The organism is Gluconobacter sp. Dm-74 (assembly GCF_018256135.1).
GTDB classification, from domain to species: Bacteria; Pseudomonadota; Alphaproteobacteria; order Acetobacterales; family Acetobacteraceae; genus Gluconobacter; species Gluconobacter cadivus.
Window position 1 is genome coordinate 209,941 of sequence record NZ_JAERLX010000002.1, and the last position, 21,653, is coordinate 231,593.

Below are 21,653 nucleotides of genomic sequence, written 5' to 3' on the forward strand. Positions count from 1 at the left end.
TGCCAGCAGGCCCTGTGGAGTATGAACGTCATGTCTTCCCTTCCGTCCCAGATTTACGCCGTTGTTGACCAGCCCCGCTGGGTGGAACGGCTTGGCGGAGCCGGGCTGCGATTCATCGAGCTTTATCTCCGGGATCTGTCTGAAGAGGATGTTCGGGCACAAGCTTTGCTGGCTCAGGAACTTGCGGCACGTTTCAATGTGTCTCTCGCGTTGAACCGCTACTGGCAGACTGCCATCGAACTGGGTTATGAGTGGCTGCATCTTGGACCGGAAGATCTGGAAACCGCTGACCTGGAGGCGATCCGGACCGCAGGTATCAGATTTGGTATCTCGACCCATACCCGTCAGGAGCTGGAAGAGGCTCTGGCCTGCAAGCCGGATTACATTTCCTTTGGTCCAGTCTGGTCCACGGAACTTCGGGGCGTGAAGCTGACGGGCAGGGGGCTGAAGCAACTTGCGGAATGGCGGGAGCTGTGCGGAGATGTGCCGCTGGTAGCGATCGGAGGCCTCACGGTGCCACGGCTGACGGAGTGCCTTGAAGCCGGAGCGGATACGGTGGCTGTGATGAGCGATTTCATCGGCCATTCAGACCCGGAAGGGCAGGTCCGGCGCTGGCTTGACGCCATCTCCGAAAAAGCCGCCTCAACCTGAAACCTACCACCTCGTCTGCGGACGATCTGATGAAAGAGCCGAGACAACGATGATGGTGACAGGACTGGCAGCCGTACTCCTAGCGCTTGCGTTCCTGCTCACGCTTGTCAGCATCATTCAGCCTCTCGCGAAGCGTCTTGAAATTTCAGAGGCGGTTCTGCTGGCTCTGACAGGGATCGGGCTGGGACTGGTTGCGTCTCTGATCGTCCGATCTTCTGCGACCGATCTTCTGGACGGCGCGGCGGAAGCGTTGATCTATTTTCCGGTTAACAGCGAAGCCTTCCTGCTGATTTTCCTGCCCATTCTGGTTTTTCAGGGTGCGATGGCCATCGATGTGCGCCGTCTGGCCCATGAAACGGCAACTGTCCTACTGCTGGCTGTTGTGGCGGTGATTGTGTCCACGGCTACGATCGGCTTTGCGCTCTATCCTTTTGCCAAACAGAGCCTTGTTGTCTGCCTGCTTCTGGGATCGATCGTCGCGACGACCGATCCGTCTGCCGTGGCCGGAATTTTCCGCGAAATTGGTGCTGCATCCCGCCTGACACGCCTCGTTGAAGGAGAAGCGCTCCTGAACGATGCTGCGGCCATTTCGATCTTCTCGATCCTGCTCGCCGCCGTTACGTCCCATCACCAGATCCACCCGACCGAAGCCCTGATGGACTTTATGACGGCCTTTATCGGGGCCATCGTGGTGGGGGTCTGTCTGGCGCGCCTGACATTACTGCTGATTGCAGGACTTGGCGGGTCGGCGGCTTCGGAAGTTACGCTAACGCTAGCGCTTCCTTATGCCGTCTATATCCTGTGCGATGAAATGCTCGGCTTTTCGGGGGTTGTGGCAACGGCCGCCGCAGGCTTGACCGTTTCCGCTTACGGGCCCTCCACCTTCCGTCCGCAGGTCTGGCGTTTTCTGAACGAAATGTGGGAACAGCTCGTTTTCTGGGCCGGATCGCTCGTCTTCCTTCTTGCGGCCATGCTGGTTCCACGTCTGCTGATCGGCATGACGAAATGGGATTTCGTGCTGATCCTGATTGCGAGTGTGGCTGGTCTGATCGCGCGCTCGGCCGTAATTTTCGGCATGCTGCCTCTTTTGGCCATTACGAAACTCTCGCCCCCTGTTCCGAATCCCTTCAAGGCCACGATGGCCTGGGGTGGCATTCGCGGCGCCATCACGCTTGCCCTTGCCCTTGCTGTGACGGAGAACCAGAGCGTTTCCAGCCCTGTGGCCCATTTCGTCGGTATCATCGCCACGGGCTTCGTTCTCATCACGCTTCTGATCAACGGTACGACGCTGCGGGCCTTGGTTTTGTTCTTCAAACTGGATCAGCTTTCCCCTATCGATCAGGCCATCCGCCAGCAGATCGTGGGAATTGGTCTGGGTGAGGTCGCAGAACGGACGCGGGAACTGTCCGAAGAGCTTGGCTTCAGCGAGCAGACGCGCGCCGGCGTTATCAGCCGTCTCGAACGTCGTGCCGAGAAGGAGAGGGCGGCCAATAATTTTGAGTCCGCCCTGAGCGACCGTAACCGCGTTAACATTGCCCTGATTACCATCGCCAATCAGGAACGCTCCCTGCTGCTGGACCTATTCCGGATTCAGGGACTGTCACGCCGTGTGATGGAAACGCTGTTGAGAACGGCTGAATCCATGGCCGATGGCGCCAGACTGGAAGGGCGTTATGGCTATGTGCGCGCGCTCAAGCGGCGTCTTCAGCCCTCACTCCGCTTTCGGATCGCGCAGGAATTGCATAGTCGTCTGCATATCGACGAACCCCTGACGAACTGCATGATGGAGCGCTTCGAGATGCTCATCATCGCGCATCTGGTCTCGCTGTCGCTTCAGCGCTTCGTTCGCCAGCGTATGGAACCCACACTCGGTCCGCGTATCACGGAAATCGTGGCTGAAGTGCTCGGCCGTCAGCGCAAACTGCTGGATGATGCGCTTGAAACACTTCGCCTGCATTATTCCGGCTATTCCGAAGCTCTGGAAAGCCGCATCCTGCGCCAGATCGCCCTACGCCTTGAAGACGAAGAATATGATGCTCTTGAAGCCGACAGCCTGATTTCCGAGGAACTTCACCGCGAGTTGCATCGTGAGATCGAACGTCAGCGGGCACGACTTGATGCGCCGCTACGCTTTAATCTGAAAAGCGGCATCGAACAGCGCCTCCGGGCTTTTCCGGCATTCAATGGCGTTCCGGACAGTGTGCTGCAAAAGCTGTCCTCCAAGGTTTCAATGCACTTCGTCTCACCCGGAGAAGTGTTGTTCAAACGCGGCCAGCGCGTTCGGGTGGTCTATGCTCAGGTCGCGGGGCTGGCTGAAGTCAATCTGGCTGAGCAGGAGATCCTGTTCGGTAGTGGAGATCTGATCGGGGCTGCCTCCGTCATCCGCAACGACGTCATGCCCGGAACTGTCCGCTCCCTTCAGTTCAGCCATCTACTAGCCATTCCGCGACCGGTTTTCGAAAAGCTGATCCGGGATTATCCCATCGTCCAGCGCCTTATCATCCAGCGCAGCAAGAAAAGGGCAGACGGGCTTCTGATGCCTGTCACAGTCCGCACGCTGGACGGAGACGCGATCTCAACGGCCTCCGCCGCGGAGATGCGTCATCTGGTTTCGCCGCCTTAAAGAGCCGGGGGCGGGGTCTCTTTTTCGGGAGCCAGCAACTCCCGGAACCGGAGCGCGCAGAACCCAAGAATGACCGCCGCCAGCAGAGCGGCTCCAGAGTGCAGCAGCCAGAACGAGACGTCGGAAATACGACCCAGAAGTGTTGCGAGCTTTCCAATCAGAAGATTGGAGAGAAACAGATGTAGCGAAAAGCAGGCCACGAGGATGGTGTTGACGCTCACGGGAGCAGCCCGGGAGAAAAGGGCCATTCCGATCGCATAACTCATCGAAAAGCCGATATCATTAACGATGTGAAAGGCCAGCCCCCAAAGCAGGCTGACTTGATGTAGGCCCGGGCTGATCCATGAGCCCAAAGCCAGCAGCAGGGGACCGAATGCCCCGATAAAAGTGCCGAGTGCGACTTTCGTAATCTCGGAAAGATCCTGCCGCCGCCGGGAATAGGCTTTCCAGAACCACAGGACAGCCACAGCACATAGGGTACTGATGAAGCCGTCCAAGGAAATCAAATCGCTGACCGGCATTTCGTGCCCCAAAAGACGAAGCTGGAAATGCTCGCGTCCCCAGAGCAGATAACCGTCAAAAATTTCGGAGTTCGGGACAGCTCCAACTGCCATAACCGGCACAAGCGCCAGAAGCAGCCAGACCGTCTTTTTTTCCTGTGACGTCAGGGCAGGGCGTATGCGTTTTGAAATGTTCGCATCATGAGGCTTCAGATGGACGGTAAGGTCAGAGGCAGGAAGCCAGCGGCGCCCGAAAAGATAGACGACGAGCCCGATCAGCATACCAACGCCCGCGGCCAAAAACCCCCAGTGCCATTCGATCTGCGCCAGGCTTGCACATAATATCGGCGACACGATGACGGCAACCTGAAGTCCCATCATATAGATCTGATAGGCGTCCGAACGTCTCCGGTCGCCCAAGGCATAAAGCGCGCCAACCTGTGCCCGCAATCCTCCTGCCATGCCAAGACCTGCGAGCAGGAAACCCAGTGCCAGCACGAAGCTCCAGTCGAATGACAGCAGGAAATGACCCACCGTCATCAGAACCGCCCCAAAAAGAATGGTGCGTGTCTGACCAAGAACCCGGTCCGCCAGAAAACCGCCGATGAGGGGAGTGGCATAGATCAAGGCCAGAAAAAGCCCTGTAATGGCTCCCGCCAGAGCTCTCGGCCCGACTGGCGCATATAAAGCCGAGACAAACGCCTCAAGCGGCGCCAGACCAAATACATGCCCGGAATGGTCGGGCTGAAGCAGATGGTCCGTGAGATAAAGCGCAAGGATGGCCTGCATGCCATAAAGCGAAAATCCGACCCAGCCCTCCGTCAGTGTTAACACCCACAACCCGATGGGATGCCCCCAGAGTTCACGTTGTCTTGAGGGAGCAAACGGTTCGATGACGGGGGAAGCAGGAAGGATCTCGGTCATGCAGCCTCAGTGATGCAGGGGAGGAAGATCCTGCGTAACGGCAGAAACCCACGGAGGTAAAGAGGAGAGATGCCTATGGCAAAATGCCATCATCTAGCCGTAGTGGCATTTTGCCATAAGATCACCAGCCCAAAGTTTTCTAGTGGCAAAGTGCCACAAATCTTATTCATGGCACTTTGCCATAGGTATCAGATCAGTCACCAGGAACGCGATCTGCATCTCAAAAATCCGCTTCAAAGGCACCGAAAATCTGGGGCAATGGTGTTCCGTGGCATTTTGCCATAGGAATAAGTTTGAAATCCGATGGGTTCAATGCGCTGGGCACAAGTTGAAAGACTTGAAATCCCACATGAATCAGAGGCGGGATCTGCAATACATATATGTCGTATAAGATATATTATGCCAACTTATATATCTGGGAACTCTAAATTTCTGACTTTTTTGTGAGAACACATCCTATTGTTGCGAAGAATGTCTCAATTCGCGCTAGGAAAAGCGGTGTAGTCCATTTCTGCCGGTGAGAGCACATACTCGATCACCGGTATATCCGCGGGAGCGGCTGTTTATATGTCATCTATGTCCCTGTGCCGCCTGAGTCTTCTGGGAAGCACATTCTGCGTTGCTGTTCTCTCCGCCCTCCCGACCATCGCACGGGCTGATGATTATACGGAACTGCTCGACATCCTTCGCGCCAAGGGCAGCCTGAGCCGTTCGGAATACAACGTACTGCTGTCACATCACCAGCATCACGCGCACCCCTCGCTGCAACGTGACGACGACGGAGCATCCCCGGCACCCGCACGCCATCGCAACCGTTACATGCGCTACGGACCCCAGAACGAAGGCAGCAGCCTTGATACTCCACCAGACGTGACGACGATTGCCGCAGTCTCCGCAGCGCGCCGTGCCGCCATGGAAGCCTCGGCGAGCGCACAGGACGCGCGCAACTCCCTGATGGAAGCACGCAGGACGTATAATCCGGACAGCATCGTCCGCGTGAAGCCCTATGTTGCGGGCAAAGGCGTTACGATCCAGGCAGGCCAGATCGACATCAACATTTCCGGCTTCGTCAACGCCTATTATACCTATAACAGTCCCAGCGGCGGGCGCCCCGTCGCGGGCGGCGTTTCCACCGGTAGCAGCGGGTTCGACTCATCTTCCGTCCGTAACGGCCTTCTGCCGGGTGGTCTGATTCTGAAGCTGAACACGGTACAGGAAGGCATCAAGTTGGGTGCCGTGTTCGGGATGTATCCCGGTATCAACAACAACGACCCCAGCACTTTCAACGCCAATTCCGGCGGCAGCCCGGTGGGCCTTGGAACCGCCGGCCTCGATTTCCGTCAGGTTTTCATGACTGCGGGAACCGACGAACTCGGTACTGTCAAGCTGGGTCGTGATATTGCGCTGTTTGCATCGGATGCCATCCTGAACGATGCCACGCTTCTCAGCGTCGGCAGCACAGGCAGCAACGCCAACCCGGCCAATACGTCTCTCGGCCGCATTGGCGTCGGTTACGTCTATACTGACTGGCTTCCGCAGATCACCTATATCTCACCGAAATGGAAAGGCTTTCAGGCTTCCGTCGGTGTGATGACACCGCTTGACGAATATAACTTCGCAGGCGGCGGCCTTTCCGCGACGACGACCCAGCACAGTTCGCCCATGCTTCAGGGCAAGGTCACCTATGACGGCAATATCGCCGGATTTACGACACGTTTCTGGACCAGCTTCCTCGTTCAGCACCAGCAGAATCTGACCAGTGCGACCCTTGGCAGCAACAGCCGCAAGGGTACGACGGTCGAAGCGGGAGACGTCGGCGTCAAACTTTCGCGCGGTCCGTTTGAGGGCGTGGCGTATTATTATTATGGCAGTGGCCTTGGCACGACGGGCCTGTTCTTCGACGGTGTCTCGGCGCAGGGGCGCAAGCGTGATTCGGAAGGCTACTACGTTCAGGCAGCCTACAAGATCCTGCCGAAGCTCAAGGTTGTCGGCAGCTATGGCGTCAGCAATCTCTATCAGGCTCCCGGTGAAGACAATCCGTCCATGGTCCGCCGCAACCAGTCGGAAGTCGGAGCAGTCTATTACAACCTGACGGACTGGTTCACGCTTGTGGGCGAATATGCCCATACGGAATCGGACGCCCACGGCATCGCACATGAGAGCGACCATACGATGTCGGCCGGTGCGATGATGACGTTCTGATCTTTGAAGGATCGGGCAATGCGCCCTGCCCGGTCCTTCAAAAACATGAAAATATTTTTCGTCTGCCTTTTGTGCGCCCTGTTTGTGTTTCATCGACGGGGTGCAGCACAACCTCGCCCCGACATACAGGACGTCATAAAGACGAAGCTCGGATTATCCCACTATCAGGGAGCAGAAGTCGCGCTGGATGCAACAGGTCAGACGCAGCAATATCTTGTCTATTCCCGGGACAACAGCTGGTGTGGAGCAAGCGGTGGCTGCACACTTTTCATTCTCACAGGGCATGCAGGCAAATGGAAACTTCTGTCACGCATGACACTGGTTCATCTGCCGGTTCGTATCCTGCCCGTTCTGTCTCATGGCTGGCACGATCTCGAAATTTCCTATTCTGGACAGTTGCCAGATGGGCACCCTGCCCTCGTCCTAAGCCGCATGCGGTTTGACGGAAAACGATATCCGCTCAATCCCTCGCTTCCTCCAGCTGAACCACTCCCGCACGCAACAGGGGCAGAGTGCTCTCTCACCAGACAGCCCGGTCCATTAAGCCTGAAGTTCGAGAACCATTCCGTCATAGGCAGGCTCAACACCCTCGGGCAGCGTGTTGCACAAGGTCTGGTAGTCCATGTCCGGGCCCATATGGGTCAGAATGATATGCTCAACGCCAAGACGCTCGCGCCATTCCAGCACGCGTTCCAGCCAGGCGTGGGCGGGGTGCGGGTCATACTGGAAACAGTCCACAATCCAGGTCTGCACCCCTTCGAGCAGCGACAGGGCTTCGTCCGAAAGTGTTTCGACATCCGTGCTGTAGGCAAAATTGCCGCATCGTACGCCCAGAGACATGATCCGCCCGTGGCGCTGTTCGAAAATCCGGGCATTCAATCCGGGAAACGAAACCGTCTCTGCGGCCTGCACGATCCGTTCATCAAAGACCGGCCGATAGAAGTCGGGGCCCTTCCAGGGCGCGAACGCATAGGCATAGCGCAGGCGCAGTTCTTCAAGCACATCCTGTGTCGCCAACAATGGCAGCGGCGTTCCGATCACGCGGTTGATGGCGCGCAATTCGTCCAGGCCGCCGATGTGATCGCTATGCGGATGTGTATAGAGGACCGCATGAACATGGCTCAGACCACAATTCAGCATCTGATCCCGAAAATCCGGCCCTGAATCCACAAGAAGCCGAAACCCGCCCTCACCTTCGATCACGATTGAGGAGCGGGTACGACGGTTGCGCGGCTCGGCGGGGTCACAGGCGCCCCAGATCCCCGTCTGTGGCCCCTCCTCGCCTCCGATCATCGGAACGCCAGCAGAGCCGCCACATCCAAGGATCGTCACCTTCATGCAGCGATCCTCGTGAACAGACGGCGGGCATTTTCGGTCGTGATTCGGGTGATGTCTTCGAGAGAAACCCCGCGCTCTTCTGCCAATCGTGCCGCCGTATGAGCAACATAACCCGGCATGTTGGGCTTTCCGCGTTTCGGAACGGGCGCAAGATACGGGCTGTCCGTCTCAACCAGAAGACGATCTTCCGGAACCATCCGTGCGACTTCGCGGATTTCCTCGCATTTCGGGAAGGTCAACAGGCCGGAAAAGCTGATATAACCTCCCAGCTCCAGAGCCGCTTCCGCCAGTTTGGGGCCGGACGCAAAGCAGTGAATCAGGAACGGAAATGCGCCTTTGGCGTGTTCTTCACGCAGAATGGCGATCATGTCGTCATCGGCGTTGCGGGTGTGGATAACGACCGGCAATCCCGTCTGGCGCGCAGCCGCGATATGGGTTCGGAACGCGGCATGTTGGGCGGGTTTAGCCTCATCGCCGCTATGGAAATAATCCAGCCCCGTCTCCCCGATTGCCACGACGCAAGGCGCTTCGGTTTTGGCGACAAGCTCCTCAACCGACGGCAGACGCTCCTCACCCGCATAATCCGGGTGAATGCCGATCGCACACCAGATCCGCAGCTCCGGAGTGTCGTGCTTCGTTAGGGCAATCTGAGTATCTGCTTTGGAAAAGCGCGTGCCGATCGTGATCATTCCGGACAGGCCCGCTTCCCGCGCCTGCTCGAAAGCAGGCGCGAGGTCGTCGAGCTTGTCCAGATGACAGTGCGTGTCGATCAGTCCTGTCATGCCTCTTCCTCGACGAAGCGCGGAAACAGGCCTTCGGGCTTGGGAAGTGTGCGGCCAGCCGGGAGCAGCGTCTCAAGAGCGGCGAATGTCCGCTCGTCACCCTGCACGCCAAGCTGCGTGAGCATCTTGTCCATCGTGTCCGGCATGAAAGGCTGAAGCATGGTCGCGATACCACGGATCACGTCCACGAGAACGCGCAGCACATCGGCCATCCGCTCGGGATCGGTCTTTTTCAGAGCCCATGGGGCCTGACGGTCGATGTAGGAGTTGGCGGCGCGGATGACTTTCCAGACTTCCTCCAGCGCATCCGTAATCGCCTTGCGTTCGATCTGTTCGGACATGATCGTCGGCAACAGCGTTGCCATCGCCAGCATGGCCTGATCGTCTTCGGTCAGCGTGCCGCGTTCGGGCAGAACGCCGCCCAGATTGCGGGCCACCTGGCTCAGTGTGCGCTGGCACAGATTGCCAAGATCGTTGGCGAGTTCGACATTCGTGCGCGTGATCATGGAGCGGCGGCTGAAATTGGAATCGCCACCGAACGGCACTTCCCGCATCAGGAAGAAGCGCAGCGCATCCAGCCCGAACTCGTCGGCCAGAGCCTTCGGATCAAGGACATTGCCGAGAGACTTGCTCATCTTCTCGCCCTCGACCGTCCACCAGCCATGGGCAAAGACGCTTTTCGGCAGATCGATGCCAGCTGCCATCAGGAACGCCGGCCAGTACACGCAATGGAAGCGCGCGATTTCCTTGCCGACGACATGGATATCCGCAGGCCAGAACTTCGCACGAGGATCATCAAGATCGGGATAGCCCACGGCCGTCAGGTAATTCGCCAGCGCATCGAACCAGACATACATGACATGGTCCGGATCGTTTGGAACCGGCAGGCCCCATTTAAAGCTCGTGCGGCTGACGGACAGATCGCGCAGACCCTGACGCACAAAGCTCTCGATCTCACGACGCGGGCCGACGGGACCGATGAAGTCGGGATTGTCTTCGTACAGCTTCAGGAGGCGATCCTGAAAATCGGACAGACGGAAGAAGTAGGATGGCTCCTTGACGCGCTCGACCGGCGCACCGGAGGGGGCCACGAATGTTCCATCGGGCTTCTTGACCAGTTCGTCTTCGCCGATGAAGGCTTCATCGCGGGTAGAATACCAGCCCTCATAAGCGCCCAGATAGATATGCCCGTTCGCGGCAACCTTCTCCCACAGCGCCTTGGCCGCGCCCTTGTGACGCTCCTCGGTGGTGCGGATGAACTCGTCGGTCGAGATCGCCATGTCCTTCTGCATCTGGCGGAAGGAGGCCGACACCTCGTCGGCATAAGCCTGCGGATCCATACCCTTGGCAACGGCGGTCTGCTCGACCTTCTGGCCGTGCTCGTCCGTCCCGCTGACGAACAGGACCTCTTCGCCATTCAGGCGATGGAAGCGCGCCAGAACGTCGGCCGCGATGGAGGTGTAGGCATGCCCGATATGCGGAGCGCCGTTCACATAGAAAATCGGGGTGGTGATGGTGAAGCGCCGCGTCATGTCCACTCGTTTCATAACGCCCTGACCATCTCAGCTGCCGGAAGCGAGTTCCGCTGCCTGACGGATGGCCTGGGCCTTGTCCAGATTGAAGCCTTCGGTCTGACGCCTCAGCGTGTCCAGTTCAGAACACTGCCGCGCCGCCAGATCGGCCTTTGCAAGATCCCCATGTCGCGCTGCCAAGCGCGCACGGTCTGCCAGTCCTTCGCCTAGCAAATCGCAGAGCAATGCGAAACCTTCCGCTTCTTTTGCAATACGTTCGCTCAAGGCCATGGTTGCCGAAGCACGCACCTTTCCGCCAAGGATTTCCGCCACAAATGACGCAATCGCCCCGTCCCGATCGTGCGAGAGAAAGAGTGCCCGGCCCGGCGACCCGTGAGCCCGTACCAGCACATCCGCAGAAATGCTGGGCAGTGCAGCGCGCATATCCGCGTCGGACAGCGCGGACAGCGTGAGCATGCGGCACCGGCTGCGGATCGTAGGCAGGAGCGCACCCGGAGCAGACGTGGTGAGCAGCAGAACGCAGCGCGGGGGCGGTTCTTCTAGGATTTTGAGCAGGGCGTTGGCTGCGAACCGGTTCAGATATTCCGCGCCGTCCACGATCACCACGCGCCAACCGCCTTCGGTCGCTGTATGATGCAGGAAGGTTTGCACCGGTCGCACATCTGCTGCCGTGATTTCGCCGCGCAGACGGCCTTTTTTCTCGTCCACGGCCCGCGAGATTTCCAACAGATCCCCGTGCGTGGATGCCGCGATACGCCGCGCTGGTGCCGAGTCCGGATTTTCCGCATTCAGCAGCAGTCGGGCCAGACGGAAGGCCAGCGTCGCCTTGCCAATCCCTGCCGGGCCGCAGATCAACCAGGCATGATGCAGCTTGCCGCTGGCCAGAGCCTGCCGAAACGTCGTTTCCGCCTCAGAGTGACCGTACAGATCCAGAGTGTGACGCGGATCGCTCACACGCCCTGAACCGTCAGGCGGTCCTGCACTGCCCGCAGAAGCGCCGCACTGACGGCTTCGGGCGTCTGGGCAGCATCCACGCGTTTCACGCGCGCTGGGTCAGCCGAAGCAATGGCCTCAAAACCAGCCAGAACGCGCTCGTGAAACGCTTCTGCCTGACCTTCGTAACGATCCGTCTGGCCGCCACGCGCACGAAGACGCACGAGCGCCTCGGCCCGCGGCAGTTCTAGCATGAGCGTCAGATCCGGCTCGAAATTCACGAGTTTGCGCGCACCATTCAGAAACGCCAGAACCTCGGGTGAACCCTGCCCAATGCCATAACCCTGATAGGCAAGCGTCGAGTCATGAAACCGGTCACAGACCACGATCTCACCGCGCTCCAGCGCCGGAAGAATGGCGTTATCGAGATGGTCCGAACGCGCCGCCATGTGCATCAGGATTTCCGCCCGCCAGGACAGATCAACTTTCCCAAATAGCAGCAGGTTGCGGATTTCTTCCGCGCCCGGCGTGCCACCGGGCTCCCGCGTCAGAAGAACCGTATGCCCCTCCGCGCGCAGGGCTTCGGCCAGAAGGCGGGCCTGCGTGGATTTCCCCGCGCCCTCACCGCCTTCGAGTGTGATGAACAGTCCTGTTCCAGCCATGCCCTTACTGCGCGGGGCCGTGGCCCAGACGCGTCATGGCGCGGGCGACCAGTCCAAGTTTCGCAACCGATTCGCCAGCCTCAAGCGGGACGCGGATATCGGCCATGTTCGGAGCGGAAATCACAAGCGCGCCACAAACCTGCCCCTTCGTCACCGGGGCGATCACCGGCGAAGCATAATCCACGGCGATATGCGAGCGTTGCTGCCAGCCGACGGGCAGCGTCATAACGATATCGGCCCCTGCAACCAGCGGGACCTGACGGCGTTCGCCCATCCAGACGGGAGCGGAGTCCACGACCTGCCCACGACGGAACAGCGTTGCGTTCTCGAAATTCGCAAACGCCCAGGACATCAAACGCTCGCCTTCATGCGCGCGCTCGTTGCTCGACGACGTGCCGTTGATGACGACGATGACGCGGTTGCCGTTGCGCTTGGAACTGGCACAGAGGCCAAACCCGCCCGCATCGGTATGACCGGTCTTCAGGCCGTCAGCGAGGCCCTTGTCGACCAGCACGTTCCGGTTGCCCTGACGGATGTGGTTATAGGTGAATTCAAGCTCACCGAAATAATGATAATACTGCGGGAAATCGCGGATCAGATGCGACGCCACCGTCGCGACATCGCGGGCCGTCATGTAGTGACCGTCCGCCGGAAGGCCCGTTACGTTGAGGAAGTGCGAGTTCATCATGCCGAGCTTCGGCGCTTCCTCGTTCATCATCGCGACGAAGCGTTCTTCGGAGCCCGCAATACCTTCTGCCAGCACGATGCAGGCATCATTACCGGACTGGATCAACATGCCCTGAATGAGGTCGGACACCAGAACGCTCTGGCCCAGCGGCACGAACATCTTGGAGCCCTGCGTGCGCCAGGCTTTCTCGCTGACCGGCAGGCTCTGTTCCAGACGGAGACGCCCTGTCGCCAGCATGCCGAACACGATGTAAGCCGTCATCATCTTCGTAAGCGAAGACGGGGCCATACGCTCGTCAGATGCCTTGTCAAGCAGGACAGCGCCTGTGTCGTGATCCACGACATAGGCCCAGCGCGCCACGGTATCGAACGGGCCGATCGGCGTGTTCGCGGGCGTTCCAGCCGGCGCGTCTACCGCAGGAGCCGCAGCAGCTTTCGCGGCGTGGGCCGCATGGTGGTGCGGGCGGGCAAACGCCTTCAGGGGTCCCGCAAAAGAAGCACAGGCCGCAATGCCTGCCACCCCACCGAAAAGAGAGCGTCTAGTCCGCACGTTCGTCCCCAGTTCCACGGCCTTCAGACAACGGGCCGTCATTCCACAATGATCCGCGCGCCCTCTACCCCGCACAGGCGGGTGTGGTCCAGTGCCGCATCGGCCTGTGCGATGTCGGCATAGGGTCCACCAAGAACGCGCCACTCCAGTCCCGCACCTTCGGAGGCGTGCAGAACCGTACCGTTACAGCGCAGGGCAACACCTGCCGCTGCCGCATGACCGGAAAATATTCCCATCAGAACATACAGCCCCGATGGCCCCGGACTACCTTGCATCCATGTCGCAGGCAGCGGCCCAACGGCCACGGATGCCGTCGTCGCGGACGAGTCGTTACCATAGACGTGCGAAGATCCGTCACTTAGCGATGTTTCACGCACTTCGCCGACCGGTGCGGCAGAAATGCTCTGCGCGGCGGGTCTTCCCCCCAGCCCTTCCGCCAGTGTGCGGCTGGCCGCCTCGTCTTCAATCACCTCAACGGGTGTATCGGCGGCCATGCCCAGCAGATCGGCCGCTTTTGGGGAAAGTGCAATGATGCGCCCCTGCCCCTCTGGCCCACGATCCGTCAGGCGGATGCGAACGATGCGTCCGTTCAGCAGATTGCGTACGCTGACGATCGCCGGGAGCTGGAGCGTCTGATGCGCGCCCGTCATGCCTTCTGCGGACCAGACTTCCCCGTCAGCACTCAGGCCGGAAGCAGGCGCTTTCTGGCGTGTGGCCAGACCTGTCATGCGATAATCAAACTGCTCGCTGGGATAGAACCATCCCTGTGCACCATGCCACGCAGCACCCAGTTCGTAATGCGGATGCGCAACAGGCGCAGGTTCGTCGCGATGACACGCACCCAGAACCGACAGAAGGGCCAGAACGGCTCCGCAATTACGCAGAAACAATGCCCGTCCCCAGAAGTCCGACGCCCAGCGCATAATAGTCCGACGGATTGTACCGACGGATCACGTTGAAGTTGTGATAAACCATGAAAGCCTGCGTCCCCGGGCCATCGGGCTGCACGACAGCGCCTTTCACGTCCCGGCGCGAGAATGCCGTCCCGTCTGCCCGGCGCACACCCAGCGCCATCCACTCCCCCAGTGTCCGCTGGCGGGTCCGACCGGTTTCGTTTTTGTCGAGCGCTTTGGTGAGAATGATTTCCTGCCCCCATGGCTCGTTGACCTGCCAGCCGGACTTACCGAGATAATTGGCGATGGACGCGAATACATCCGCTTCCGATGTCCAGATATTGCGCTTGCCGTCTCCGTCCCCGTCCGCCGCATACCGCAGATAGGCGCTGGGCATGAACTGCGCCTGCCCCATGGCCCCGGCATAGCTGCCGAGCATGGCTGCAGGGGCGATATCACCGTCATTGAGGATCTGGAGCGCTTTCATGAGTTCGTTGCGGAAAAATGCCGAGCGTCGTCCGTCATAGGCCAGCGTCGCCAGCGCATCGATGACGGAATATGTCCCGTCATGGGCGCCAAAACCCGACTCGAGGCCCCAGATTCCCATAACGGCACGGTCGTCACATCCGAAACGTGCGCTTACGGGAGACATCACGGATTGCTGGGCGGCATAGACGCTCCGCCCCTTTGCAAAACGCGACTCCGGCAGAACGCGATCGCGATATTGCGCCCAGGTCAGGGTGAACTCCGGCTGGTGGCGGTCCAGTTTGAGGACGGAGGCATTGGGGATGCGGGTCAGGGCGAGAGCCTGTGAGACGATCGACGGCGCGATCCCCTGTGCCAGAGCCTGCGTCCGGACGCTGTCGAGAAAAGCGGCGTAACTCTGCGCTGATATCTGGGAGGCAGCCTGCGCACGAGCAGGGAAAAGCCCCACTGCGGCGGAACCGGCAACGGAGGTCAGGGTAGCAAGCAGATGACGTCTTTGAAGCACGGTCAGGACCAGTCCCTTACAGGGAGAAATGATAGGGCACACGCTAGCAATCCGCAGCCCGGACCGCCAGCCTCGCCAGAACTCTGTCAGCACTCTCGCAGAGCATTCGCGCCGAAATATGGCACGGTAAGATTGTGGTTGGCGCGCTGGCGTGCGAAACCGGCGACTGAATGTTCATGGACTCTCCCCACTCGTGATCGCCATCGGCCCCGCCATGGCCTCGCAGCCAGCATGGCTGAAGGCGGCCACCATCATTGTGGGCACCTTCATCCTTGAAGACGTGGCCACGGTGCTCTCCGCCATCGCGGCCCGTGCGGGCGAGGTGAGTATTCCACTGGCTCTGGGTGCGCTCTATTTCGGCGTGGCGGTCGGAGATCTTGGCCTGTACGGCCTTGGAGCTGCCGGTGCGCGCTGGCCTTATCTCAGGCGCTTTCTGACGCTGCCCAAGCGCGAGCGCACGCAGGACTGGTTCAGCACGAATGTCATCCGCATCGTCGCCATCTCCCGTTTCGTGCCCGGCGCAAGGCTTCCGCTTTATACCGCCTGCGGTTTTTTCCACGCGCCGTTCCTGCGCTTTGCCCTGACCGCAGTTCTGGCTACGCTGGTGTGGACGACATGTCTTTTCCTGCTCGCCATGCGGGTCGGCGGCTGGCTTCTTGCCCATCAGGGCGGCTGGCGCTGGGCCGGACTGGCGGGGTTTGTCCTGTGTATCGTCGTCGTCGGGCATCTGATCGCCCGTCTCCAGACCGTGAGCAAATAACAGCAATGTCCAAGTCAGAAGCCGACCAGAACCCGCTTTCCCTTTTTGAATTCTGGCCCGGTTCCATCTTCTACACGCCCATCGTCCTGTACTGGATCGTCATGGGGATCAAATACCGTGATCTCAGCATCTCCACGGCCGCCAATCCGCGCATCGAAACGGGTGGCCTGTGTGGTGAGAGCAAATCGTCCATTCTCGATATGGGGGGCGCCACGGCGCAGTCCTTCATCGCGCCCTATGCCGTCTTCCGCAGCGGCAAAGGCGCGGACCATCGTGCGCTGGATGCCATGACCCGTAAGGACTTGTCCTTTCCTGTCGTCATCAAGCCCGATATCGGCTGTAACGGCACGGGTGTGAAGCTCGTCCAGTCCCGTGAACAACTTGAAACGGTTCTGCCGCAGTTCCCCGACGATGTGGACATGCTGGTTCAGGAACTCATCACCTATCCCGTCGAGGCCGGACTGTTCTACATCCGCCATCCCGACGAGCCGCGTGGGCGCATTACTTCTATCACTTACAAGGAAGCACCGGTCCTGACGGGCGATGGCGTGTCGACGATCGAGGAACTGATCCTGAGCGACGCGCGCATGAGCCTCGTCCCGCAGATCTACCTGCCGCGCCTTGCAGGTCGGGAAAAGAACGTCCTTGCTAAAGGCGAGGAGATGTCACTGGTTTTTGCGGGCAATCACTGCAAGGGGTCCGTCTTCCGGGATGGGCGCGCCGATACCACGGATGCGCTGACGGCCCGTCTTGATGCCATCATGCAGGACATTCCGGATTTCCATTTCGGGCGCGTGGATGTGAAAGCCGCCTCCATCGAAGACCTGCGTCGTGGTGAGAATTTCCGGATTATCGAGATCAATGGTGTCGGCTCAGAAGCCACCCATATCTGGGACCGACGGACGACGCTCTGGGAAGCCTATCGCGCCCAGTTCTCCCATTACCGCCAGACGTTCCTCATCGGTGCCGCCAACCGGGCGCGGGGCTGGAAAACGTCCGGCGCGTTCTCGATGCTGCATTCCTGGCGCAAACAGCGTCGTCTGCTTGCGTCCTATCCTCTGAACGACTGACGAAAGCGGGCCTTACTGGCCCAGCTTGCCACCACCGAAAATATAATTGCTCACCTGCTGCTCCAGCGAAAGTTGATCCTGCGTATCGGTGATCTTGCCCTCGCTGGAGAGCGTCGTGCGGGAATGACCCGGCTGGATCTGCAGGGCGTTGTCCGCCGTCATGGTCGGAGCACCGATTCCCACAGCTGTATCCACCGGAAGATGCAGGCGCTGGTCCACCGTAAAGGCAACATCCGCCATCTGCGTTCTGGGATCGAGCGTGATGGACACGACGCGCCCCACCGGAACGCCTGCGAGATCGACATTCGCACCCGTATGGAGCCCGTTCGCGGAATTGAAGGCGGCATGCAGGACCGAGCCCTGAAAATCCGGTCCCTTGCGCAGGGCGTTACCGTAGGCAAGGAATGTTCCGGCAATCGCCAGCACCAGACCACTGGCCAGGATGGCGCCCCCGCGGCCGCTCAATGTTGACTGCATGCCAGCCTCGCCTTCCGGAAAATCTTGAACAGATCGGGAGTTAGTCCTCCCATGACCGACCGGTCAAGGCTACATCCGTGGTTGCGTCGATTGTAACCATCGGGCAAGTGATCTCTTTTCCGCCTTCGTAAACGAAGGCTTTCACCGAGACAGGCTCCATGACGCTTCTCCAAGCCCTCATTCTCGCCGTCGTCCAGGGAATTACCGAACCTTTTCCGGTAAGCAGCCTTGGTCATGCCGTTCTGCTTCCTGCGCTTCTGCACTGGGATCTGGATGAGCACGCACCGACGTTCCTGCCGTTCCTGACCATGCTTCATGTCGGAACGCTGGTCGCGCTGGCAGGTGTGTTCTGGAAGGACTGGGTGGCTATTCTGACCGGAATGATGGGCCGTCATGGTCGCCACGCCCAGATGGACGCGATTCGGGTCTTCCTGCTTCTCGTCATTGCCACCATTCCCGCCGTGCTGGTCGGCTGGCTTCTGGAGCATCGTCTGCGGAACGTTTTCGGCTCTCCCATTGCGGTGGCGGGTTTCCTGATCCTCAATGGCTTCCTGCTGATGGCGACCGAGTGGCTCCGTCGCCAGAAAGGCCAGCGCGACCATCGCCCCATTTCGACACTCGCTCCAAAAGACGCCGCCATCATCGGCATCTGGCAGTGCCTTGCCCTTCTGCCCGGCCTGTCCCGCTCCGGTGCCACCATGAATGGCGGTCTTCTGCGGGGGCTGGACCACGAAACGGCTGCGCGCTTCTCCCTGCTGATGGCCCAGCCCATCGTACTGGCTGCCACGGTCCGTGAAGCCTGGCAGATGCGCCACATGACGATCTCCCATGATGTCATGATCCAGTGCGTCGCAGGTGCCATCGTCGCCGGAATCACCGCGCTGATCTGCTCGCTCCTCATGCTGCGTTTCTTCCGCAACCATGACGGCTGGGCGCTCACGCCGTTCGGTGTCTACTGCATTGTGGCCGGGGCGTTTTCCGCTGCCGTCATCCTTCTCTAAACTTCCCAGCCGCCGTTTTTCGCGGCACATTACGGATCATGCCAGCATCGATACAATCTCCTCCTGACGTTTCCGGATCAGGTCGCCGGAAAACCCTTGAACAGGTCCTGTTCGAAAACGATACGAACGGCCTCAAGCGCAGCCTGACGGCGACCCAGCTGGTCATTCTTGGCGTCGGGTCCACGATCGGCGCTGGCATCTATGTCATGACCGGCACGGCCGCTGCCGAATATGCCGGACCGTCGGTTCTGATCTCTTTCGTCATTGCTGCCCTCGCCTGCCTGTTCACCGCGTTTTCCTATGGCGAACTGTCTTCGACGCTGCCTGTCTCGGGATCGGCCTATTCATACGCCTATATCTCAATGGGCGAAAAAGTGGCCTGGATGGTTGGCTGGCTGCTGCTTCTGGAATACGGCATCTCGTGTTCTGCCGTTGCCGCCGGTCTTTCAGGCTATGCCAGCTCTCTTCTGGGCATCACCGGCTTTCATATTCCCACGGCCTTGACCCATGCGACGCTTCAGCCTGTTGCAGGCACAGCTGGAGCGCAGATCAGCGCAGGATGGCGCTTCGACCTGATCGGCTTCGTAGCAACGCTTCTCGTCACGGCCCTGCTCGTGCGCGGCATCGAGGAATCAGCCCGCGTCAACACCATGATCGTGGCGCTTAAAGTCGGCGTTCTGTTCGTTTTCGTGGCGTTTGGGATCGGTGCCATCAATCCGGCGAACTGGCATCCGTTCATTCCCCCCAATGAAGGCGGGTTTCACTATGGTGTGCGCGGCATCTTTCGTGCGGCCTCGGTCATTTTCTTTGCTTATGTCGGGTTTGAAGCTGTTTCCACAGCTTCTGCCGAGGCCCGCAACCCCACGCGTGACGTGCCGATCGGCATTATCGGCAGTCTGCTGATCTGCACGGTCGTCTATATGATCGTCGCCACGGTCCTGCTCGGGATCGTACCCTATCGTGAACTGGACGTCCCGGATCCGCTCGCAATTGCCGTGAAGATCATGCACACACCCTGGCTGGCCCTGCTGGTCAATGTCGGAGCTACGATCGGTCTGTGCTCGGTACTGATGGGACTGATGTATGCCCAGTCCCGTGTTCTGCTGACCATCAGCCGCGACGGCCTGATCCCGCAGATCTTTTCCGTCATCCATCCTCAGCTCCGCACGCCGTGGATCGGCACGATCGTGCTTGGCCTTGTCGTTGCCCTCATCACCGCAACACTCCCGATCGACATCATCAGCGACCTCGTGTCCATCGGAACGGCGGCTGCGTTCGGAATTGTGTGCTTTACCGTGATCTGGCAGCGCAACACACGACCGGACATTGTTCGCCCCTTCAGTGTCCCGCTGGGCGGTATCCGTATCCGCGGGTTCTGGATCGGTACGACACCTGCGCTGGGCATCCTGTTCTGTCTGGTGATGACCATCCCGCTGGTTTCAGACATGGTCAGCGCCGTCAGAAGCGGCAATCCGGTGCCATTGATCCTTTTGGTGACCTATCTGGTTCTGGGCGTCGCAACATACGTCTTCTATGGTCGCAGACACTCCAAAATGCGCCCGGAACTGCCTTTAGTCTGACGACATCGACGCGCTGCCCATTCCTGGGCCCATATAGCTTCCCGGCGGCGGGCGTCCGATCGGGGGCGCCATCTGCTCCCACGGGTCCTGCCCGCCCGGACCGGGCGGCATCATGGAAAAACGCGAACGCGGGAGTGCTTCGGGGCATTCATCGCGGATCCGGGCGATGATCTTCTCACGGATATCACACCGCAGATCCCAGCTCTGAAGCGCCGTCCGTGCGCTGGCGATGATACGGATGGACATGACATGCGCGTTGCAGTCGGCCACCTGTACGTCGAACACACGCCCATCCCACAACGGGCAGCCCCGCACGATCTCATTCAGCATCTCCCGGATCTTATCCATCGGCGCCTGATAATCGACCCACAGGAACACCACGCCGATGATGGCCGCAGAATTATGCGTCCAGTTCTCGAACTGGTTCTCCAAAAAATACGAGATCGGCACGATATGCCGCCTCCAGTCCCAGACACGCAGCACCACATAAGTCGCGTTGATTTCTTCCACCCAGCACCAGTCACCATTGATGATAATCAGATCTTCCATGCGGATCGGCTGCGTAAGCGCAATCTGTACGCCTGCGATCAGGTTCGTCAGAAGCCCCCGTGCTGACAGGCCGACGATCAGGGACGCCGCACCCGCTGAGGCGAACAGTGACAGTCCGTACTGCTTGACGGACGGGAACAGCATCAGGGCCGATGCTACCGTCACAATCCCCACCAGAATCTCCGTCAGCCGCCGCAGGACGCGGATCTGCGTCTGGTGCGAGCGGATCATGATGTCGTCGGTCTGCTCCCGCGATGCGAGGCGGTTGAGATAGACCTCCGTCATGATACGGAAGACCATGATTGCCGAGAAACCAAAGGTCAGGATCAGCAGAAACAGCAAAAAGAGCTGAAAGTTATCTTCCTGTGCCGCCGTAAAGCCTGTTGCAGCCGGGAGCGCTGACAGCATGGCCAGCAGGGCGACCATCAGCCGCGTCGGTCTGCGGAGGGACGAAACAATACGCCGGATCAACGCGGCCTTGCGCGATCCGGGGATTTTCAGAAGCTGTGTCGTGACAAGATTGCCGCAATAGAACGCCAGCACCCCCACCACCACAAGCATCAACACCGAAACGACGGACGCTGGAAGCCAGGTGAAATAGGATCTTATGGCAAACAGAGTGCTGACAAAATGCTGCATCACCAGATGAAAGACTCCTTGCATCGAAAGAAACTGGAAAAGCCCTGAAGGCCGGATTGATTGGAAAACCGTGATACCTCAAATGCCACGGGCAGCCGCAGGAATGCGACCCGTAAAAAACATCTTATTTTATGCCGCATTTTCCTGAACCTAACGTGTTGACACTCGGAAAGATCCCCCTTAAAACCCCGCCACAACGCCGGTTCGACCGGCAGGATGGCGGTGTAGCTCAGTGGTAGAGCAGGGGAATCATAATCCCTTGGTCGGCGGTTCAAATCCGTCCACCGCTACCATTCTTTTCCTGAAAAA

General features: G+C 59.4%; 18 protein-coding genes and 1 tRNA gene. 8 read left to right on the forward strand and 11 right to left on the reverse strand.

Annotation, left to right across the window (positions count from 1 at the left end; all coding sequences use genetic code 11):
• Nucleotides 1-30 precede the first annotated feature (30 nt).
• The gene (locus JK208_RS04150) at nt 31-651 is read left to right on the forward strand and encodes a thiamine phosphate synthase (RefSeq protein WP_211574459.1); all 621 of its coding nucleotides are present in this window, start codon (nt 31-33) and stop codon (nt 649-651) included.
• 49 nt (nt 652-700) lie between these two features.
• Nucleotides 701-3,274: a cation:proton antiporter gene (locus tag JK208_RS04155; RefSeq protein WP_194262029.1), complete on the forward strand. Its 2,574-nt coding sequence runs from the start codon at nt 701-703 to the stop codon at nt 3,272-3,274.
• Here the strand turns inward: JK208_RS04155 and JK208_RS04160 are convergent.
• Nucleotides 3,271-4,698, reverse strand: coding sequence for a peptide MFS transporter (locus JK208_RS04160; RefSeq protein WP_211574460.1), 1,428 nt, complete (start codon nt 4,696-4,698; stop codon nt 3,271-3,273). The genes JK208_RS04155 and JK208_RS04160 overlap by 4 nt on opposite strands.
• A gap of 576 nt (nt 4,699-5,274) precedes the next feature.
• On the opposite strand from JK208_RS04160, the gene JK208_RS04165 reads away from it, so the two are divergent.
• Nucleotides 5,275-6,900 carry a porin gene (locus JK208_RS04165; protein WP_211574732.1) on the forward strand — a complete coding sequence of 542 codons (1,626 nt, stop codon included), beginning with the start codon at nt 5,275-5,277 and terminating at the stop codon, nt 6,898-6,900.
• A 540-nt stretch (nt 6,901-7,440) separates the two neighbouring features.
• Here the strand turns inward: JK208_RS04165 and JK208_RS04170 are convergent.
• Genes JK208_RS04170 through JK208_RS04205 form a run of 8 tightly spaced genes read right to left on the reverse strand, consistent with a single transcriptional unit; the run spans nt 7,441 to nt 15,268 of the window.
• Nucleotides 7,441-8,238 (reverse strand): MBL fold metallo-hydrolase, encoded by a 798-nt coding sequence (locus JK208_RS04170; RefSeq protein WP_211574461.1) that lies wholly within the window; start codon nt 8,236-8,238, stop codon nt 7,441-7,443.
• Nucleotides 8,235-9,020: a TatD family hydrolase gene (locus tag JK208_RS04175; protein ID WP_211574462.1), complete on the reverse strand. Its 786-nt coding sequence runs from the start codon at nt 9,018-9,020 to the stop codon at nt 8,235-8,237. Before JK208_RS04175 ends, JK208_RS04170 begins: the two co-directional genes overlap by 4 nt.
• Nucleotides 9,017-10,552, reverse strand: a complete 1,536-nt coding sequence (metG, locus tag JK208_RS04180; protein ID WP_211574463.1) for a methionine--tRNA ligase — start codon at nt 10,550-10,552, stop codon at nt 9,017-9,019. Before metG ends, JK208_RS04175 begins: the two co-directional genes overlap by 4 nt.
• 30 nt (nt 10,553-10,582) lie before the next feature.
• Nucleotides 10,583-11,506, reverse strand: coding sequence for a DNA polymerase III subunit delta' (locus JK208_RS04185; protein WP_211574464.1), 924 nt, complete (start codon nt 11,504-11,506; stop codon nt 10,583-10,585).
• Entirely contained in the window at nt 11,503-12,147 is a 645-nt protein-coding gene (gene tmk / locus JK208_RS04190; protein WP_211574465.1) for a dTMP kinase, read from the reverse strand. The genes JK208_RS04185 and tmk overlap by 4 nt, the downstream gene beginning before the upstream one ends.
• 4 nt (nt 12,148-12,151) lie before the next feature.
• A complete protein-coding gene (locus tag JK208_RS04195; RefSeq protein WP_211574466.1) occupies nt 12,152-13,426 on the reverse strand; it encodes a D-alanyl-D-alanine carboxypeptidase family protein in 1,275 nt (424 codons plus the stop codon).
• Nucleotides 13,423-14,274 (reverse strand): septal ring lytic transglycosylase RlpA family protein, encoded by an 852-nt coding sequence (locus JK208_RS04200; RefSeq protein ID WP_211574467.1) that lies wholly within the window; start codon nt 14,272-14,274, stop codon nt 13,423-13,425. Before JK208_RS04200 ends, JK208_RS04195 begins: the two co-directional genes overlap by 4 nt.
• Nucleotides 14,261-15,268, reverse strand: coding sequence for a lytic murein transglycosylase (locus tag JK208_RS04205; protein ID WP_211574468.1), 1,008 nt, complete (start codon nt 15,266-15,268; stop codon nt 14,261-14,263). The genes JK208_RS04200 and JK208_RS04205 overlap by 14 nt, the downstream gene beginning before the upstream one ends.
• 193 nt (nt 15,269-15,461) lie before the next feature.
• Between JK208_RS04205 and JK208_RS04210 the strand changes: the two genes are divergently transcribed.
• Both JK208_RS04210 and JK208_RS04215 read left to right on the forward strand, forming a co-directional pair.
• On the forward strand, nt 15,462-16,028 hold the full coding sequence (locus JK208_RS04210) for a DedA family protein (protein ID WP_194262040.1): 567 nt from the start codon (nt 15,462-15,464) through the stop codon (nt 16,026-16,028).
• A 5-nt stretch (nt 16,029-16,033) separates the two neighbouring features.
• A complete protein-coding gene (locus tag JK208_RS04215; RefSeq protein ID WP_194267724.1) occupies nt 16,034-17,098 on the forward strand; it encodes an ATP-grasp domain-containing protein in 1,065 nt (354 codons plus the stop codon).
• Nucleotides 17,099-17,110: 12 nt separating this feature from the next.
• Here JK208_RS04215 and JK208_RS04220 read toward each other — a convergent pair whose 3' ends face one another.
• Nucleotides 17,111-17,575 carry an MlaD family protein gene (locus JK208_RS04220; protein WP_211574469.1) on the reverse strand — a complete coding sequence of 155 codons (465 nt, stop codon included), beginning with the start codon at nt 17,573-17,575 and terminating at the stop codon, nt 17,111-17,113.
• A gap of 158 nt (nt 17,576-17,733) precedes the next feature.
• Between JK208_RS04220 and JK208_RS04225 the strand changes: the two genes are divergently transcribed.
• Both JK208_RS04225 and JK208_RS04230 read left to right on the forward strand, forming a co-directional pair.
• Nucleotides 17,734-18,576 carry an undecaprenyl-diphosphate phosphatase gene (locus tag JK208_RS04225; protein WP_211574470.1) on the forward strand — a complete coding sequence of 281 codons (843 nt, stop codon included), beginning with the start codon at nt 17,734-17,736 and terminating at the stop codon, nt 18,574-18,576.
• Nucleotides 18,577-18,614: 38 nt separating this feature from the next.
• On the forward strand, nt 18,615-20,156 hold the full coding sequence (locus tag JK208_RS04230; RefSeq protein ID WP_211574471.1) for an APC family permease: 1,542 nt from the start codon (nt 18,615-18,617) through the stop codon (nt 20,154-20,156).
• On the opposite strand, the gene JK208_RS04235 is transcribed toward JK208_RS04230, so the two are convergent.
• Nucleotides 20,148-21,347 (reverse strand): mechanosensitive ion channel family protein, encoded by a 1,200-nt coding sequence (locus JK208_RS04235; protein ID WP_211574472.1) that lies wholly within the window; start codon nt 21,345-21,347, stop codon nt 20,148-20,150. The genes JK208_RS04230 and JK208_RS04235 overlap by 9 nt on opposite strands.
• Before the next feature lie 215 nt (nt 21,348-21,562).
• On the opposite strand from JK208_RS04235, the gene JK208_RS04240 reads away from it, so the two are divergent.
• Nucleotides 21,563-21,637: transfer RNA gene (locus JK208_RS04240), tRNA-Met, on the forward strand.
• Nucleotides 21,638-21,653: the final 16 nt, after the last annotated feature.